Source organism: Pedobacter segetis, assembly GCF_016623585.1.
GTDB classification, from domain to species: domain Bacteria; phylum Bacteroidota; class Bacteroidia; order Sphingobacteriales; family Sphingobacteriaceae; genus Pseudopedobacter; species Pseudopedobacter segetis.
In genome coordinates this window covers 102,743-120,502 of the sequence record NZ_JAEHFY010000003.1, presented here as the reverse complement: position 1 = coordinate 120,502, position 17,760 = coordinate 102,743, and the positions used below count along the sequence as shown (strand labels likewise).

The 17,760-nt window shown below is 36.2% G+C and carries 15 protein-coding genes; 10 read left to right on the top strand and 5 right to left on the bottom strand.

The window, feature by feature from the left end; all coding sequences use genetic code 11:
- Nucleotides 1-15: 15 nt before the first annotated feature.
- From I5M32_RS02835 to I5M32_RS02820, 4 genes are read right to left on the bottom strand one after another with little or no spacing between them, the layout of a single operon-like run.
- Complete coding sequence (locus I5M32_RS02835; RefSeq protein ID WP_200584666.1) at nt 16-2,049, bottom strand: OmpA family protein; 2,034 nt, start codon at nt 2,047-2,049, stop codon at nt 16-18.
- Between the two features lie 3 nt (nt 2,050-2,052).
- Nucleotides 2,053-3,033, bottom strand: coding sequence for a PorP/SprF family type IX secretion system membrane protein (locus I5M32_RS02830; protein WP_200584665.1), 981 nt, complete (start codon nt 3,031-3,033; stop codon nt 2,053-2,055).
- Entirely contained in the window at nt 3,026-4,240 is a 1,215-nt protein-coding gene (locus I5M32_RS02825) for a gliding motility-associated C-terminal domain-containing protein (protein ID WP_200584664.1), read from the bottom strand. Before I5M32_RS02825 ends, I5M32_RS02830 begins: the two co-directional genes overlap by 8 nt.
- A 9-nt stretch (nt 4,241-4,249) precedes the next feature.
- A complete protein-coding gene (locus I5M32_RS02820; protein WP_200584663.1) occupies nt 4,250-5,014 on the bottom strand; it encodes a hypothetical protein in 765 nt (254 codons plus the stop codon).
- Nucleotides 5,015-5,220: 206 nt separating this feature from the next.
- Between I5M32_RS02820 and I5M32_RS02815 the strand changes: the two genes are divergently transcribed.
- The 5 genes from I5M32_RS02815 to I5M32_RS02795 all read left to right on the top strand — a co-directional run bounded on the left by I5M32_RS02815 (nt 5,221) and on the right by I5M32_RS02795 (nt 8,807).
- Nucleotides 5,221-6,066: a transketolase gene (locus I5M32_RS02815; protein WP_200584662.1), complete on the top strand. Its 846-nt coding sequence runs from the start codon at nt 5,221-5,223 to the stop codon at nt 6,064-6,066.
- Nucleotides 6,067-6,166: 100 nt separating this feature from the next.
- Entirely contained in the window at nt 6,167-7,120 is a 954-nt protein-coding gene (locus tag I5M32_RS02810) for a transketolase family protein (protein WP_200584661.1), read from the top strand.
- Nucleotides 7,121-7,186: 66 nt separating this feature from the next.
- Nucleotides 7,187-7,729 carry an RNA polymerase sigma factor gene (locus tag I5M32_RS02805; protein ID WP_449580850.1) on the top strand — a complete coding sequence of 181 codons (543 nt, stop codon included), beginning with the start codon at nt 7,187-7,189 and terminating at the stop codon, nt 7,727-7,729.
- Between the two features lie 33 nt (nt 7,730-7,762).
- Nucleotides 7,763-8,374, top strand: a complete 612-nt coding sequence (locus I5M32_RS02800) for a hypothetical protein (protein WP_200584659.1) — start codon at nt 7,763-7,765, stop codon at nt 8,372-8,374.
- Nucleotide 8,375: 1 nt separating this feature from the next.
- Nucleotides 8,376-8,807, top strand: a complete 432-nt coding sequence (locus I5M32_RS02795) for a hypothetical protein (RefSeq protein WP_200584658.1) — start codon at nt 8,376-8,378, stop codon at nt 8,805-8,807.
- A 17-nt stretch (nt 8,808-8,824) separates the two neighbouring features.
- Here I5M32_RS02795 and I5M32_RS02790 read toward each other — a convergent pair whose 3' ends face one another.
- Complete coding sequence (locus tag I5M32_RS02790) at nt 8,825-9,598, bottom strand: queuosine precursor transporter (RefSeq protein ID WP_200584657.1); 774 nt, start codon at nt 9,596-9,598, stop codon at nt 8,825-8,827.
- A gap of 120 nt (nt 9,599-9,718) precedes the next feature.
- Here I5M32_RS02790 and I5M32_RS02785 point away from each other — a divergent pair, with 120 nt between their 5' ends.
- The 5 genes from I5M32_RS02785 to I5M32_RS02770 all read left to right on the top strand — a co-directional run bounded on the left by I5M32_RS02785 (nt 9,719) and on the right by I5M32_RS02770 (nt 17,682).
- On the top strand, nt 9,719-10,864 hold the full coding sequence (locus tag I5M32_RS02785) for a methionine aminotransferase (protein WP_200584656.1): 1,146 nt from the start codon (nt 9,719-9,721) through the stop codon (nt 10,862-10,864).
- 18 nt (nt 10,865-10,882) lie between these two features.
- The gene (locus I5M32_RS02780) at nt 10,883-11,662 is read left to right on the top strand and encodes an amidohydrolase (RefSeq protein ID WP_200584655.1); all 780 of its coding nucleotides are present in this window, start codon (nt 10,883-10,885) and stop codon (nt 11,660-11,662) included.
- Nucleotides 11,663-11,940: 278 nt separating this feature from the next.
- The gene (locus I5M32_RS02775) at nt 11,941-14,412 is read left to right on the top strand and encodes a penicillin-binding protein 1A (protein WP_200584654.1); all 2,472 of its coding nucleotides are present in this window, start codon (nt 11,941-11,943) and stop codon (nt 14,410-14,412) included.
- Between the two features lie 94 nt (nt 14,413-14,506).
- Entirely contained in the window at nt 14,507-14,875 is a 369-nt protein-coding gene (locus tag I5M32_RS16900; RefSeq protein ID WP_317193090.1) for a hypothetical protein, read from the top strand.
- 14 nt (nt 14,876-14,889) lie between these two features.
- Nucleotides 14,890-17,682 (top strand): DPP IV N-terminal domain-containing protein, encoded by a 2,793-nt coding sequence (locus tag I5M32_RS02770; protein WP_317193089.1) that lies wholly within the window; start codon nt 14,890-14,892, stop codon nt 17,680-17,682.
- The last annotated feature ends 78 nt before the right edge of the window (nt 17,683-17,760 follow it).

Sequence of the window (17,760 nt, the reverse complement as noted above, 5' to 3'; positions counted from 1 at the left end):
ATTGTTGTGTTTCTTCTATTTAGTACCGCTTATGGACGGAAATAAAGGTTCTAATTTATAAGCTGGTGCATAAGATATGGTTGGTGTAACTTTTACCACTTTAAATTCTGTTCTCCTATTTAACTGATGTTCTTCTTTAGTGCATTTAACACCATCGCTACATTTGTTCAATAACTGGGTTTCGCCAAAACCTTTTGCACTCAGCCTTTCTTTGTTAGCTCCCTTTTTCAAAAGATAATTTTCTGCAGATAGTGCCCTCTTTTGCGATAAAACCAGGTTGTAAGCGGCACTGCCCCTAGAATCTGTATGCGATCTTAACTCAATGTTTACGTTTGGAGTGGTACTCATAAAATTAAGGACCTTGTTTAATTCTGGTTCGGCATCTTTACGGATATTATATTTATCAAAATCATAATAGATGTTATTAAGCCTAACCAAATAAGCATCCTCGCCTTTCTCTACCTCAAACTTCACATTGTAAACGGTTGATTCTTTTGCGCCTTTGGTAGTGATTTCTCCTTGTTGCCTGCTAAAATACTTATCCAGATCGCCACGCACTACGTAATCTGTTTCTTTATCTAAATTAAATTTGAAAGAACCATCGGCATCAGAAAGCAAGCTGGTTTCTTTACCAGTGCTTTTGTTTACTAAAAATATCTTAACACCACTAATTGGGTTATCCGTTCCTTTTTCAACCACTTCGCCCTGTACGGCAAAAAATACCGCTTTTGGCTTGGTATCAAATAGATAAATATCATCAGAACCTTTACCCCCAAACCGGTTAGAAGAGATAAAGCCGGTTAAATTATCATCAAAATAATAGATGCCAAAATCGTCTTTTGGTGAGTTTAAAGGAGCTTTTAGGTTTTCGGGTTCTGTCCAATTAGATTTTTCCCCTTTGGCAGAAAAAATGTCCAATCCACCAATGGTAATATGCCCACGCGAAGAGAAAAACAGCTTTCCGTCTTTTCTTACATAAGGGAAAACTTCGTCTTGCGGTGTATTGATTTCTGGGCCGCAGTTTTTAGGTTTCGACCATCCAGACCCTGTGTTTTCTGAATAAAACAAATCCATACCTCCTAAAGTACCCGGCATATCCGAAGCGAAATACAAAATTTTCCCATCGGGGCTTAAAGCAGGGTGTTCAATGGAATATTCGTAAGGTTTGTTATAAGGGAAAGGCAACGCTTGGGTCCAAACTCCATTTTGCTTTACAGAGTAGTAAATGGTTTTTCTCATTACCAGATTTTTGATCTTCCGGGTATTTACGTCAGGGTCGTTTGTTACGCCCGCCTTTGTAAAATACATTACCCTGCCATCGGCAGATAAGGTAGCCGGCCCCGAATGAAATTGATCGTTAATTTGCTCTGGCATTAAGGTAAGCTTTAGATTGCCATCTAAAGTATCGTTTTGGTTTTCTGCCTGGTATAATTTCAAATAGGGATTGCCCGTCCAACCGTATATTTTTTTTGATTTATTATCCTTATTAACTATTGGTTTTAAAAATTCCCTATCAGAAACAAAAATGAATCCTTTATCGTAAGGAATAGGAGAAAAGTCAGAATATTCTGTATTCATCCCACTTTCATTAACCAATTTCACGTTCAAATCGGGATTTTCTAACCACAATCTGGCCGCATCACACCCATTTGCTAATTTTACGGCTTCATCTGCCTTTGCAGGAACACGTTCTGCATATATTAGATAATTTCTTTTGGCTTGATCAAATTTTGCGTTCTGCTTTAGCATTTCTGCATAATAAACGTAGTTGATGGGATCAAAACCCGGAAAAGTAAGTACGGTTGCGTAGGCTTTTTCTGCCTCTACCGTATTGTTGATAAAACGGTAACAGTTTGCCAATTTTTGTGCAACTTCTAAAGTTGGCTTATCATTTAACAGCCTTTCATAAATTTCTATCGCATATTTATAATCATAGCGTTCATAATATTTATTGGCTTTGTCCAAATCATCAGACAATAATCTAAGAGGCAATAAATAAATGACTACCCCCAATGATATAATGATGAAGAATATCTTTTTTATTTTCATGGCTTAAAAATATCGAGGTGAAAGTATTACCGGCCTCGCTTTTGGCCCAAATGTTATCCCCAGTGAAATTTCATGCGATCCATTATCAAAACCCTTAAGGGCATTTAAACTATGGTCATAGGCATATCCTATGCGTACACCGGGTGATGCATAAATTTCTATCAAACCAACCAAAGCATCAGAATATTTCACATTACCAACCGTTCCTTTCTTAAATACATTTACAGATGTACGGTAAGAAACCCCCAACCAAACCTTTTCTCCAAATAAGAAAAAATTATTGATGTCTAAATTGGTAGGTGCTTTAGTATCTTCTTTGATTAAAAAAGAAGGTTTATACTTTACAAAGCTTCCAAAATCTAACAAATAACCAGCAGTTAAAAATATATGCCTGCCTTGTTTAACTATCTCATCTTTTGCGGTAGAACCGTTGTTTATGAATGATGATATTAAATTGGTAGATGATAAACCGGCATAAAACTTATCTGTACTGTAATGTATTCCCGCCCTTAAATCTGGGCTGATATAGGAAGCCGTCCCGAGCCCTAAAGTGGGATCGTTCGGGTCGTCGTACTCTGCCTGCCCTCCGTTGTATTTGTATTGGCCAACACCCGCACCTAGCCCAAAAGCCAATGTGGCACCATCTCCCACGGTTAATTTATAAGCAAAGTTTAAGAAAGCCGATGATTGCTCTTGTAAACCGATTTTATCTTTAACTACGGTTAAGCCCAAGCCAACCTTATCATCAAAAAAACTACCATCTAAAACAATAGACTGGGTAACGGGCCCACCTGGAACATCCACATATTGGATACGGTACAAACCGCTTGCATTTAAAGTTCCCTTATAGCCTGCATAAGCCGGGTTGATAACCAAACTATTAAACATATACTGGCTATACTGGGCATCTTGCTGTGCCTCGGCATAAAAAGTACTTGCTAATAAAGCGAAGCCTACTAATAAACTTTTCTTTATCTTAATCATGTCTTAATAGGGTTATAAAGCCTTTATAAACTTTCGGTTCGCTATTTACGGTAACTTTTAACAGATAAAAATAAGTGCCATTATTTAAACCGGCACCATCCCAAGCCTCACTATTTTTATAGTTCTTAGCTTTAAATACCTCGCTCCCCCATCTGTTTATAATTGTTAATTCATTATCTGGGAAAAGATCGATGTTTTTGATTTCCCACCTATCGTTTCTGCCATCCCCATCCGGAGAAAAACTATTAAAGAAAGTAATGGGATCGTTATTGGCTAAAATATTGGCCAAAGACATTGGCAAATTGTTTACCCTTTTTAGGGATGAAAATGTCATTACTTGATTAAGTTGCGCATTACCACCAGAAAACGGCCTTGGATTAGAAATACCTGCTTTTTCCCATAAATTAAACGGGATCCAATTCACTAATTGATTTACGTTACCGTCTGTTGTGCTGTAAAAAAAGTCGAAATTGGCTAAACTAGCACCTTGCCTTTGGTTTAGAATGTGAAAATAATTAGGATTAACCTCATTTACATCAAACCTTTTCTGCTGTCTGTTATACCCTTCGGTAGTTGGGTCGTTGTTGATAAAACTAACACCAAAACTATTATTGGCATTATCTAAGGGCTTAATGTTTACAGGCCTGTAAATAAACGATCCTTTTAAATTAGAGCCTAGCGGAAAAACATAACTATCAGAAATATTGGTATTTCTATACAAAAAACCTTTGCCATCTGTACTTATAAACCCAGAAGTAAAAGTTATGGCCGCTACATCGTTTTTAAGAATTGATAAATTTTGGGCATCAACCGCCAATTCTCTATCGGTTAAGTTTAACGTTCCCAAAATATCGGTACTAAACAATAATTTTTTTACGCCTGTACCGCCTAAAACTACATTGGGAAAATTTGTTTTTTGGCTTCCGCCGATGCTTTGATCGGCACCTAAAAAATTAACATTGCCCGATGAAACAACATTAAACGCACCTTGCGAATCGTTATTTATCCAATTACCGGTTAAAGTGATATCGCCCAAGTTGATGATACTTGCATTAGATTGGTTTACAAAATCTCCAGAAACAAATAAAACAGCACCGTTTTGGATAATTAAAGGGCTGCCATTATTCACAAATTGGGCATGCCCAGCTTTACCGATAAAAATCAGCACCAAGAATGAGAAAAAAGAATAGGTAAACTTTATTTTCATCCGTAAGGTTTAAAAAATTGCGATTTCGTAATCAAATGAAGTTAACGGGATTGCAGCAGCAGTTGGATTGTAGAATTTAACCTCGACAGTATTTGCCGCACTAACCCTAGCATAAGCAACAATAACCCCGTTAGGGAAACCAGCTTTTGGCGAAAACACCACCGCATTGGTTACGGCAGCACCCATATAGGTAAAAGTTTGGGTGCTAAACCCAACAGGTACACTATTAAAAGTGGTTTTATTAATTTCTTGTCTGTTTATGTTTTTTAGATTTACAGGGTTAGAACCTCCAAACCTTACCCAAGTATTAGAGAAATCTTTAGCATAAACATCACCTGTAAACCCGTCTAAGTAAAAATCATTTGGCTTGCCCAAAGTGGTGTTAGAAGGTACACCTTGCCCTGCATACCAAATAGTGCCATCTGCACCAGTTGCACCTGCACCAACATCATTCCATTGAGTGCCGTCCCAGTAATTAAATCTTTTAGTATCGGTATTATAAATTAATAATCCTGCAGAAGCAGTTGCACTACTTAAAAGCGGCGTTAGTGTTGCTCTTTGCGTTGCTGATAGCCTAGGGAATAAAACACCTTTTGTAGTAGATGAAACATCTAAAGCAGCATTAGGATATGGGGCAGTAGTGCCAATACCAACCGAACCGTTGGTTTGCGCCTGCACTAAATGAGACACCATTAAAAAACCAGTTACCATACCTATTATTTTCATTTTTTGAAAAAACTTTGGGAACTTATTTTCTTGTGATTTTTTTTCCATTGGTTTAAAAAGTTATCAACGTAGAGTTATAAACATTATCAACAATAAAAAATTATGCTTTCTATCGAATAAACAAAGATTATTTATAAAAATATAAACAATCGCAAAAGTTTTCCACATTATGTTGTTAACATCATAAAGTTAACGAGCGATTAGGGTTTTCCACATAATTAATTACTTTAGTGTCCGATTAACAATTATCAATTATGACACTTAATAACAATGATTTAAAACGCATGGCCTCACAAGTAAGGAGAGACATTTTGCGCATGGTTTACGAATGCCAATCGGGCCACCCTGGAGGTTCTTTAGGCTGTACAGATTACTTTGTAGCCTTATATTTTAAAATAATGAAACATGATCCATCATTTAATATGGATGGTAAGGGCGAAGATATTTTCTTTTTATCAAACGGGCATATCTCGCCGGTTTTTTATAGCGTTTTGGCTAGATCTGGTTATTTCGATGTTGAAGAATTAAAAACATTTAGAAAAATAAATTCTAGGGTACAAGGCCACCCAACCACTCATGAAGGTTTACCGGGCATAAGGATTGCATCCGGGTCTTTAGGCCAGGGAATGTCTGTTGCAATTGGAGCTGCCCTAGCAAAAAAAATGAACAAAGATCATTCTCTGGTTTTCTCTTTGCATGGCGATGGCGAATTACAAGAAGGCCAAAATTGGGAAGCTGCCATGTTTGCCCCGTTTAACAAAGTGGATAATTTAATTTCTGCGGTAGATGTTAATGGCCAACAGATTGATGGCCCAACAGATAAGGTTTTAGGCTTGGCAGATCTACATCAAAAATTCTCTGCTTTTGGCTGGGACGTAATGCATGCTGATGGTAACGACATGGATGGTATAGTAACCGCTTTAGAAGAAGCCAAAACAAGAACTGGTAAAGGAAAACCCGTGATGATATTGATGAAAACAGTAATGGGCAAGGGTGTGGATTTTATGGAAGGCTCACATAAATGGCATGGCGTTGCCCCTAATGAAAAACAATTGGGAGAGGCTTTAAGCCAATTAGAAGAAACCTACGGTGATTTTTAATTTTACAAACCGCAAAACATTCTCTAACAAAAAAATTAAAAAAAAAGAGATACAAAAAACTGTAAAGCATTCTTTAATGTCTTAACATAAAATATAGATAATGAAAAAATACACATATACAGAAAAAAAAGATACCCGTTCTGGTTTTGGTGCCGGTTTATTGGCAGCGGGCAAAAAAAATAAAGAAGTGGTTGCCCTTTGTGCAGATTTAGTGGGATCATTAAAGATGCAAGATTTTATTAATGAATTTCCCGATCGTTTTATCCAAGTGGGTATTGCAGAAGCGAATATGATCGGTATGGCGGCCGGATTAACCATTGGCGGGAAAATCCCTTTCACTGGTACCTTCGCTAACTTCTCTACAGGTAGGGTTTACGATCAAATACGCCAGTCTGTTGCTTATTCTGATAAGAACGTTAAAATTTGTGCGTCGCATGCCGGTTTAACGCTAGGCGAGGATGGTGCCACCCACCAAATTTTAGAAGATATAGGTTTAATGAAAATGCTTCCCGGCATGACAGTGATCAATCCTTGTGATTACAACCAAACCAAGGCAGCAACTGAAGCAATTGCCGAATTTCACGGCCCTGTTTACTTGCGTTTCGGTCGCCCTGTTGTGCCAGTTTTTACTCCTGCCGATCAAAAATTTGAGATAGGTAAAGCGTGGATGGTTAATGAAGGTACCGATGTAAGTATTTTTGCTACAGGCCATTTAGTTTGGGAAGCGATATTAGCTGGCGAAAAACTAGCAGAAGAGGGGATTAACGTAGAAATCATCAATATACATACCATAAAACCTTTGGATGAAGAGGCTGTTTTAAAATCAGCCAAGAAAACAGGATGTGTGGTAACCTGCGAAGAGCACAACAGATATGGTGGCTTAGGCGAAAGCATTGCTCAGTTATTATCAACCCATACACCCACCCCAATGGAATTTGTTGCCGTAAACGATAGTTTTGGCGAAAGCGGGAAACCAGAAGAGTTGATGAAAAAATATGGTTTGGATAGCAGCAATATTGTTGATGCTGTTAAAAAAGTAATGAAAAGAAAATAATTTGCTCAGCATAGCGTAATTTAAGCCGAAGTATTTAAAACTTCGGCTTATCTGTTTAAAATGATCGTGGAAGACTCGCTTATACTTCAAAAATTTGAAAACGAGAAGACCAGAAATGAGTCTTTCTCATTATTATTGGAAAAATATCAACAGAAAGTTTATTGGCATATTAGAAGGATGGTTTTAAACCATGATGATGCCGATGACCTGGTTCAAGATGTTTTTATAAAAGTTTGGAAAAACTTGATCAATTTTAGGCAAGATTCCCAACTATATACCTGGATATACCGCATCGCAACTAACGAATGTATTACTTTTTTAAAGAAAAAAAGAGCTAAGAACAACATCTCGATTGATGATTTGGGAGAACAATTAAGCGAGAACCTAAACGAAGAGAACTATTTTAGCGGAGATGCCATCCAAAAGAAACTACAGGAAGCATTACTTACCTTACCAGAAAAACAAAAGTTGGTTTTTAACATGAAGTATTACGACGATTTAAAATTCCAAGAGATTTCTGATATCTTAGGAACAAGTGTGGGGGCTTTAAAGGCTTCGTACCATTTAGCTGTTAAAAAAATAGAGCATCATTTACTTTCTAATGATTAAACCTTTTATCAAATAATCTATCAATAAAAGCAAATGAACACAGAGGATAAAAATATGGAACGGGAAAATGGCGCACCTCTCTTAGCTGCAATTGATCAAACAAACCCTTTTAAAGTACCTGAAAATTATTTTGATGATTTATCCAACAAAATTATTGGCGAAATAAAAATTAGCGCCTTAAGTAAAATCAATACCTTTATAACCCCTCACAATTATTTTGACGATTTGAGCAATCAGATCATCAATCAAATAAATCTAGAAAAAATCAAAAATAACAGTACCGATTTTGCGGTTCCTGATGGCTATTTTGAAGATGCTAAATTAAAAATCCTAAATGCTGTAAAACCTCAAAAGAAAAGTTTTTCTAAAGTAATTAGGTTTAGTTTTATTAGATATGCCGCAGCTGCCTGTATTTTATTGATGACTTCTGCCGGGATATATTTGAACATCCACCAAACAAAAAATTTAAGCTACCAATTATCGCAGGTGCCAGATGAAGAGATTGAATCTTACTTAAAACAACATACAGATAATGCAGATGTTCCTTTAATCATAGAAAACTTACCAGAAAAACCATCTTTTTCTTCAGATAAATCAAACTTAACAGACGAGGAAATATTGGAACTAATAAATAACACCCCATAAAATGAAATATTACTTTTGGATCATTCTTTTGAGTTTTGGACTGCTTTCTAGCTCTTTAACTTTTGCCCAAAATGGGAACCAAAAAAAAGCTAGGCATATAGAGAGCATTAAAATAGGATATTTAACACGTAGGCTAGATTTATCACCAGAAGAGTCCCAAAAATTTTGGCCCGTTTATAATCAATATCAAGATGATCTTTCGGCCATTAATCGCCAAAAGAAAGAAGCTAGATCACAAAATATTGATGATGCTAGCAAAACCGTGGATGATGATTTTAAATTTGATGGCAAAATATTAGACCTCAAAAAAAAATACCGCTACAAGTTTAATGAAATCCTATCACCAGAAAAGGTAAAGGAGCTTTATGCCGCAGAAAGAGATTTTAGGGAAGAGTTGATCAAACAATTAAAAAACAGAAGATCAGAAAACTAGTAAAAAACAAAGGCTCCTTATTTTTCAGTTGCTGCACTTTCCATTAATCGGTGGGCAAGTTCTTTACCCAAATACTTATCAATAATGCCATGTACCAAGTAAAGGATCGGGGTCATTAATAACGCTACGATAAATTTATAGGTATAGTTTACCAAACCAATTGCAGCAACCATCTGCCAGCTCCAATGGTATTGCGGGTTTAAATAAAAAGCGATAAAAATTACCACAAAACTATCTATTAACTGAGATACCAAGGTGGATCCTGTTGCCCTCAGCCACAATTTATCGTCTCCGGTTACATTTTTGATATTATGAAAAATCTTTACGTCTGCAATTTGGCCGATTAGGAAAGCGGTAATGGAACCGGCTATGATCCACATGCCTTGCCCAAAAATACCGCTAAAAGCATTATTCATGTTCAAATTTGCACCATTAATGGTTTGGTTAACCCAAAAATCTGCCCCTACCAACCTCATGGCGGCAAAAACCACAAAAAATGCGAACGCTATTAAAATAGCCGCTAAATAAGATAGAAATTTCACTCCCTTTGTTCCATAATATTCATTGATGATATCTGTCATGATGAAAACGATAGGCCAAGTAACAACCCCTGCAGACATATTGAAAGAAAGCCCGTTAACGCCAAACAAATTGAGGTTAAATTTTGCGAAACCTAAAGATTCTTCTACAGAGAATATTTTTACTCCAATAAATTCGGCTAAAATGGCATTGGCAATTAAAAAACTTCCCAATATTACAAAGAGCTTACTTTCTTTTGATTGATGGTTCATGAAAAAAAACGAGATAAATTTCTAATACTTTTGAAATAAATTTACAAATGTTTTGGCAAATAGTTTCACTTTGCTAAAAATTACGTTTATTTTGAAAAACAAATCAACCAAAATCTTTACGTGATCCAAATATCTTCTAAACTCCCTCAAACTTCTAACTCCATTTTTTCTAAAATGACCGCTCTTGCGGTTAAAAACAACGCCATTAACCTATCGCAAGGCTTCCCAGATTTTGATATAGACCCAGAATTGATCAAGATGGTAACCAAAGAAATGAAAAACGGGAATAACCAGTATGCCCCAATGCCTGGCATATTATGCCTCAGGGAAACCATATCTAAACTCATAGAAAACCAGTTTGATTCTTATTACTCGCCACAAGAAGAAATTACCGTTACTGCAGGCGGTACGCAGGCCATTTACACCGCAATTGCCACTATCATTAAACCCAATGATGAAGCTATAATTTTTGAACCTGCTTATGATTGTTATGCGCCAACAGTTAAAGTATTTGGTGGCTTGGTAAAATATTTTGAGATGCAACCTCCCTTTTTTGATATTGATTGGGACATGGTAAAAAAATTGGTAACGGCAAATACAAAATTGATCATCATCAATTCGCCCCAGAACCCAACGGGTAGGCTATTAAAAAAAGAAGATATTGAGCAACTGAAAATAATTACTCATAATACCGATATATTTATTATCAGCGATGAGGTTTACGGGCAAATAACCTTTGATCAAAAAGAACATTTAAGCTTAGCTAAATATCCAGAACTAAAAGAGAGAACTTTTATTACCGCCAGTTTCGGGAAAGTTTTGCATTGTACCGGTTGGAAAATTGGTTATTGCCTGGCCCCAGAAAACCTGATGAAGGAGTTTAGAAAAATTCATCAATTTTTGGTTTTTAGCGTTAATACCCCCATGCAATATGCCATTGATAGCTACCTCAATAAACATGATCTACGGTTAAACCTATCAGAATTTTATCAAAATAAAAGAGACCTGTTTAGAACTTTATTAAAACAAACCAATTTTAGCCTTTTACCTTGTGAGGGTTCTTACTTTCAGAATGTAAGCTATCAAAATATAAGTGATGAAAAAGACGTTGAGTTAGCTATGAGAATGGTAAAAGATTTTAAAGTTGCAAGCATCCCAAACTCTAGCTTTTACAGCAGAAACACAGATTTTAAAACCTTAAGGTTTTGTTTCGCTAAAAAAGACGAAACTTTAGAACAAGCAGCCAATCTTTTGAAAAAAATATGAAACAGCAAAACCAAAACCATGAATCCACTAAAAATCACGCTTTTGCAAACCTATCTGTTTTGGGAAAACATAGATAAAAATTTACAAAACTTAGGATTAAAATTAGATACGATAAGAGAAAAAACAGATCTGATCATTCTGCCAGAAATGTTTAATACTGGCTTTACCATGAGCGCCAAAGAGCTGGCCCAAGAAATGGACGGCAAAACCATGAAATGGATGCATGAAAAAGCACAACGTTTTGATGCGGTGCTCACAGGTTCTTTAATTATCAAAGAAAATGAGAAATATTACAACAGGCTAATTTGGATGAGACCAGACGGTACCTATGAAAAATACGACAAGAAACATCTTTTTGCGATGGCAAAAGAAGACGAGGTTTTCACAGCGGGCAGCAAAAGATTAATTGTTGATTTGAACGGCTGGAAAATTATGCCAGTTATTTGTTATGATCTGCGTTTCCCTGTTTGGCTTAGAAACCACCACGAGCTATATGATCTGCTTTTAGTAGTTGCAAACTGGCCAGAAAAACGCAGCCATCATTGGCAAAAATTAATACCTGCTAGGGCAATAGAAAACCAATCTTATATTATTGCATTAAACAGGGTTGGGCATGATGGAAACGAAATCTATTACAGCGGAGACACAACATGCCTTGATCCGCAAGGAAAGGTTATCTATTATAAAAAAGACGAAGAAGACCTTTACACTTTTACCATCCAGCATGATGAGGTAGAGAAAACCAGAAATGAAATGCCCTTTTTAAAAGATGCCGATAGGTTTAAGATCATAGACTAATTTTAAGTTAAAAGTTGAGGATCGGGAGTAGAAAATATTAAATATTGACTAAAATAATCCCTAGGCCCACAATAATTAAATCGGCATTATAATAATTGTTAAATACTGTTAAAATTTAAACCTTTATATAAAAAAAATTGACCAACAATAGCTTTAAACCCCCTATTAAGTGCTTTTTTACAATATCATTTAAAAACTAAATTTACCTTTGCCCTTGCTTTAAAAATTATTGATAATAATCTATTAATTAATACGTAACATACTCTATCATTATTTATATGTTTAAGGAAATACCCAATAAACCAATCAGATACTTAACCATTGTCATTTATTTCATCATAATTTTTGTATGTGCCGTAGAACTTAACTTTTTAGGTTTATTTGGATATTCGCCCACAAAAAAAGACATAAAATTACCCACGTTAAATGTATCATCAGAAGTTTATACCGCTGATAGCGTACTAATAGGCAAATACTACACAGAAAACCGTACCCCTGTTGACTTTAACGAGATAGACAGTAATGTGATCAATGCCCTTATCGCAACCGAAGATGTAAGATTTTATAAGCATAGCGGAGTAGATTTTTACTCCTTGGCATCGGGCATTGTATCAACTGCTGGTGGAGATACAAGAGGTGGAAGCACCATTACGCAGCAATTGGCAAAAAACCTCTATCGTACGCGTTTAAATAAATCACAAGGCTTATTAAGAAAAATACCGGTAATAAGAACACTGGTCTCTAAATTCAAAGAATGGTTAACCGCCTTTAAATTAGAAGCAAATTACAAAAAGAACGATATTATTACCATGTACCTAAATACAGTACCGTTTGGTAACAATTCTTATGGGATAAACACCGCCGCAAAGCATTATTTTAATAAACCGGTTTCTAACCTTGATGTTGATGAGGCAGCAATGTTAGTTGGGATGTTGAAAGCAACATCTACCTATAACCCGATAAAAAACCCCGAGAACGCAATTAAAAGAAGAAACGTGGTGCTTGCGCAGATGAACAAGTACAAATTTCTATCTAACAGCCAGTATCAATTGGCAATTAAAAAACCAATAAAATTAGATTTAGGAAAAGATACCGGCAAAAACGATGGTGATTCTTACCTGCGTTCTGAAGTTGCAAAATGGTTAGAAAAATGGTGTAAAGATAATGATTATAACCTCTATGAAGATGGTTTAAAGATTTATACCACAATTGATTCTAAATTGCAAAAATATGCCGAGGAAGCCGTTCATGAGCAAATGAATATCTTACAAAAAAGATTTGATAACACTTGGGGCAACCAAGACGCTTGGCAAAACTCAGAAGGCGTAACCATACCAGATTTTATTGAAAACAGCATAGAGCGTTTGCCGTGGTACAATAACTTTAAAAGAAAATATGTTAACGATCCTGATTCTATAGACGTAATATTAAACAAGAAAAAAACAATGACCGTGTTTTCTTGGGACGGAGATAAGCAAGTACAATTTTCTACCATAGATTCTATAAAGTACTACGCCAAGATACTGAATACCGGAATGATGACTTTAGACCCATTCTCTGGAAAAATTAAAGTTTGGGTAGGTGGCGATGACCATACTTATTTTAAATACGACCATGTAATACAATCTAAAAGACAAGCTGGCTCTACATTTAAACCATTTGCTTATTTGGCCGCATTAGAAAGCGGGATGAGCCCATGCGATAAAATGACAGATAAACCTGTGAGCATCAGTTACAAAGACGGAGACCAAACCAAAGTATGGGAGCCTAAAAATGCAGATTATAATTTTACGTATCGCGAGATGTCTTTAAGATGGGCAATGGCAAAATCTGTAAATTCTATAACGGCACAGGTTACAGAAAAAGTTGGCTGGGATAAAGTGGTAGAATATGCGCACAAGTGCGGTATCGAAAGTCCACTTAAATCCGTACCGTCTGTTAGTTTAGGGCCTAATGATGTTTCTGTATATGAAATGGTAAAAGCTTATGGTACGTTTTTAAACAAAGGGAACAAAGTGGACCCTATTTTGGTAGAAAAGATAACCGATCAAGATGGTAATCTGATCGAAGATTTTAAAGCGAAACAAACTCCAGTATTAAGCAAAGAAATTGCTTGGTTAATGCTTTATATGTTCAGGGGCGGGATGGAAGAACCCGGTGGTACTTCACAAGCTTTATGGGAATGGGATTTGTGGAAAAAAAACAATCAAATCGGAGGGAAAACCGGTACTTCATCGGATTATGTGGATGGATGGTATATGGGGATCACAAAAGATTTGGTAACCGGAGTTTGGGTTGGTGCAGATGATCGTAGCGTTCATTTTAAAACCATGCAAACCGGCGAGGGATCAAGAACCGCCTTGCCCATCTTCGCAAAATTTATGGAGAAAGTTTATAAAGACCCCTCTACCGGTATAACAGAAGGGCCATTCCCAAAACCAGAAGTGCCAATCACTCGTTCTTATTATTGTGTTTCGCCACGCATTGTAGCAGATACGTTTTCTGTGGATAGCATTTTTACCGACTCCCTTAAAACAGATGATCCGTTGCCACAACCAGAAGAAAACCAATTACCAGATAACAATGTTACCAAAGAAAATACAACGCAAAAGAAAGAACAGGTAAAGCCCTTAAATCCAACTCAAAATAAAGAAGAGAACAAGCAAAGCCAACCAATAAAACAAGAAATTACCAAAAAAGAAGAAAGAAAATTAAAACGTGAAGAAAGAAAAAACGAACAAAATAATTAATGGTTAGTTTATCTTTTTAATGTAAACGTTTTCAAATATTAAAGTTTAAACTATATTTTTTCCGTTAATGAAATTGCAATCTAAAATGTACGATATGAAAAAAATTGTAACTGCCTTTAATCCTAAAAAATCTTTGGGTTTTTTAGTGATACTGATTTTGTTTTGCTCCCTTGGCGCACAAGCGCAATATTTTGGGCAAAATAAAGTAAGGTATAAAAACTTAAAATTTAAAGTTTACGAAACCCCACACTTTGATCTTTATTATTACACTAAAAACGATAGCTTAATTAAAGAATTTGCAAAAGAAAGTGAAGCTTGGTATGCCCTGCATCAACAAATTTTTAGAGATACCTTTAAAAAACCAAACCCTATCATTTTGTACGGTAACTCCCCAGAGTTTCAGCAAACAACAGCCATAGGCGGAGAAATTGGTGTTGGAACAGGGGCGTTACAGAAGGCTTAAAAAATAGAGTTGTAATGCCTTTACAAGAGATCAATGCCCAAACACGCCATGTCTTGGGTCATGAATTGGTACATGCTTTTCAATATCATTCATTAATAGAAGGAGATTCTACCCAATTAGAAAACTTAGGAAATTTGCCCCTTTGGATGGTAGAAGGTATGGCAGAATATTTATCTTTGGGTAAAATAGATGCAAACACAGCAATGTGGATGAGGGATGCAGTTTTGAATAACGATGTCCCAACTTTAGAAGATTTAACCACCAATAGCAAGTATTTCCCCTATCGTTACGGGCAGGCATTTTGGGCCTTTATAGGCTCTACCTATGGTGATACCACAATTTTTCCCTTCTTTAAATCAACAGCCAAGTACGGCTATCAAATTGCCATAAGAAGAACTTTTGGCTATGATGATAAAACCTTGTCTGGTTTATGGAAAAGTTCTTTAGAAAATGCTTACAAGCCTTATCTAAAAGACACCACCCAAACACCGATAGGTACAAAAATTGTTGATGAGACAAATGGTGGGGAAATGAATGTGGCACCGGCAATTAGCCCCGATGGCAATTATTTGGCCTATCTTTCTGAAAGGGATTTGTTTTCTATCGATTTATACTTGGCAGATGCCCATACAGGGACTACGATTAGGAAGTTAACTTCAAAAATAAGCGATTCCCACATAGATGAATTTAATTTTATAGAGTCCGCAGGTGCTTGGTCTCCTGATAGTAAAAAGTTTGCCTTTAGTGTTTTTGCCGAAGGAAGAAATAAATTGGTTGTTGTTGATGTTTCTAACGGGAAAACTTTGCTAGAAAAAGGCATGGGAGACGTAGAACAATTTGGAAATCTAACCTGGTCCCCGGATGGGGATAATGTTGCCTTTACAGGTTTAAAGAATGGCCAAAGCGATATGTTCTCTTATAATTTTACTTCGCAAGAAGTTACGCAGCTAACTAATGATAAATACACAGAATACCAACCATCTTACTCTGCAGACGGAACTAAAATAGTTTTCTCTACTGATAAATATAGCGAACAAAGCGATAATGTTGCTGCCGCAATCCCCATGGGAATGGCCATTATGGATTTAAAAGATAAATCTACCAAAAGGATTGATCTGTTTGAGGCAGCAAATAACTATAATCCGCTTTTCGCAGAAAACGACTCTAAGATATATTTCCTTTCTAACAGAGATGGGTTTAGAAATCTTTACAGATATACAATTGCAACTGGTAAAGTGGAACAATTAACAGATTATTTTACAGGGATAAGTGGCATCACAGAAAACTCGCCGGCATTAAGTATTTCTAACGATAATGATGTCGTATATTCTTATTATAGACATCAAAAATATATACTTTATAATGCAAAAGATACAGCTTTTAAAGGTAAAGTTGTTGATCCAGAGTATGTAAACTTAGCTGCAGCTACACTTCCACCTCCAAATTCTGTTGGGGTTAACATCATTAACAAAAATTTAGAAAACTTCCAGGTTTATAATGATCTCCCAACAGATTCCGTAAAATCAATTCCGTTTAGGCCAAAATTCAAATTAGATTATATAGCAAACACCGGTGCCGGAGTTTCTACAAGTAGGTTTGGCACAGGTTTATCTGGTGGTGTGCAAGCAATTTTTAGCGATATTTTAAGTAGGGACCAAATTTTTGCAGCAGCCAATGTTAATGGAGAAATTTATGATTTTGGCGCTCAGATAGCTTATGTAAACCAACAAAGCAGATGGAATTGGGGCGGTGCTATTTCACACATACCTTATCAATTTGGCACTTATGGTATAGAGCAAACCAGTTTGCCCGCCCAAGGAGGCGGCACAATACCGGCCTATAATCAATATTATGATATCATTAGGGTTTTTGAAGAATCGGCACAAGGATTTACCTCTTACCCTTTCTCTAAAATTATAAGGGCAGAATTTGGTGCCGGAGTCTCACACTACTCTTACCGTGTTGATAGGTATAGCACTTACTATCAAGATTTGGGGGGCGGTTTTGTAGGAAGCCCTTTTTATCAGGATAGAAAAAAAATCAGCCTAGCAGAATATAATCAAAATAACGGTTTTGGTTATCAACTTACTCCTTACAGTATTTTGCAATTAAATACAGCTTTAGTGGGCGATAATTCTTTCCAAGGTGTTGCCTCCCCTTTAAATGGATATAGATATAGAATTGGTATAGAGCAAAATTTTGGTACGTTTCAATACACTGCACCAACCATAGATTTAAGAAAATACGTTAGGGCAAAACCAGTAACATTTGCAGGTAGGTTATATGGCTATGGCCGATTAGGAAACACTAATAACCAACAACTTTATCCTTTATTTATAGGTTACCCATATTTGATCAGAGGTTATGAGGCAAACAGTTTTTATAAAAACAACGGCGGTTCTGGTACTTCATCAAACGGCTTTGATATTAACCAACTAATTGGCAACAGAATTGCCGTTGCTAATTTTGAAGTGCGTTTACCATTTACCGGGCCAAAAAAACTTTCTGTAATTCCGTCTAAGTTTTTATTTTCTGAGCTAAACTTGTTTTTTGATGCCGGCTTGGCTTGGGATAAAGGCGATGTGATTAAACTTAACCAAAAAGGCCCTGATCAAATTGGAACAGCTGGGCCAACAAATACACCGGTTTATGCAACCAATGTTAAGGTACCCGCCCTAAGTGCCGGTATTTCTACTAGGGTAAATGTGTTTGGTTATTTTGTGTTAGAACCTTATTTGGCTTTTCCATTTAATAGAAAAGATGTTACAAAGCCAGTTTTTGGCCTAGCATTCTCACCAGGCTGGTAGTATAGTAGAGTTAGTTTAACAGAATTTAACAAATTCAAAACATCTTGTTGCTGCAAAATGCCGTAAATAAATTAAAAA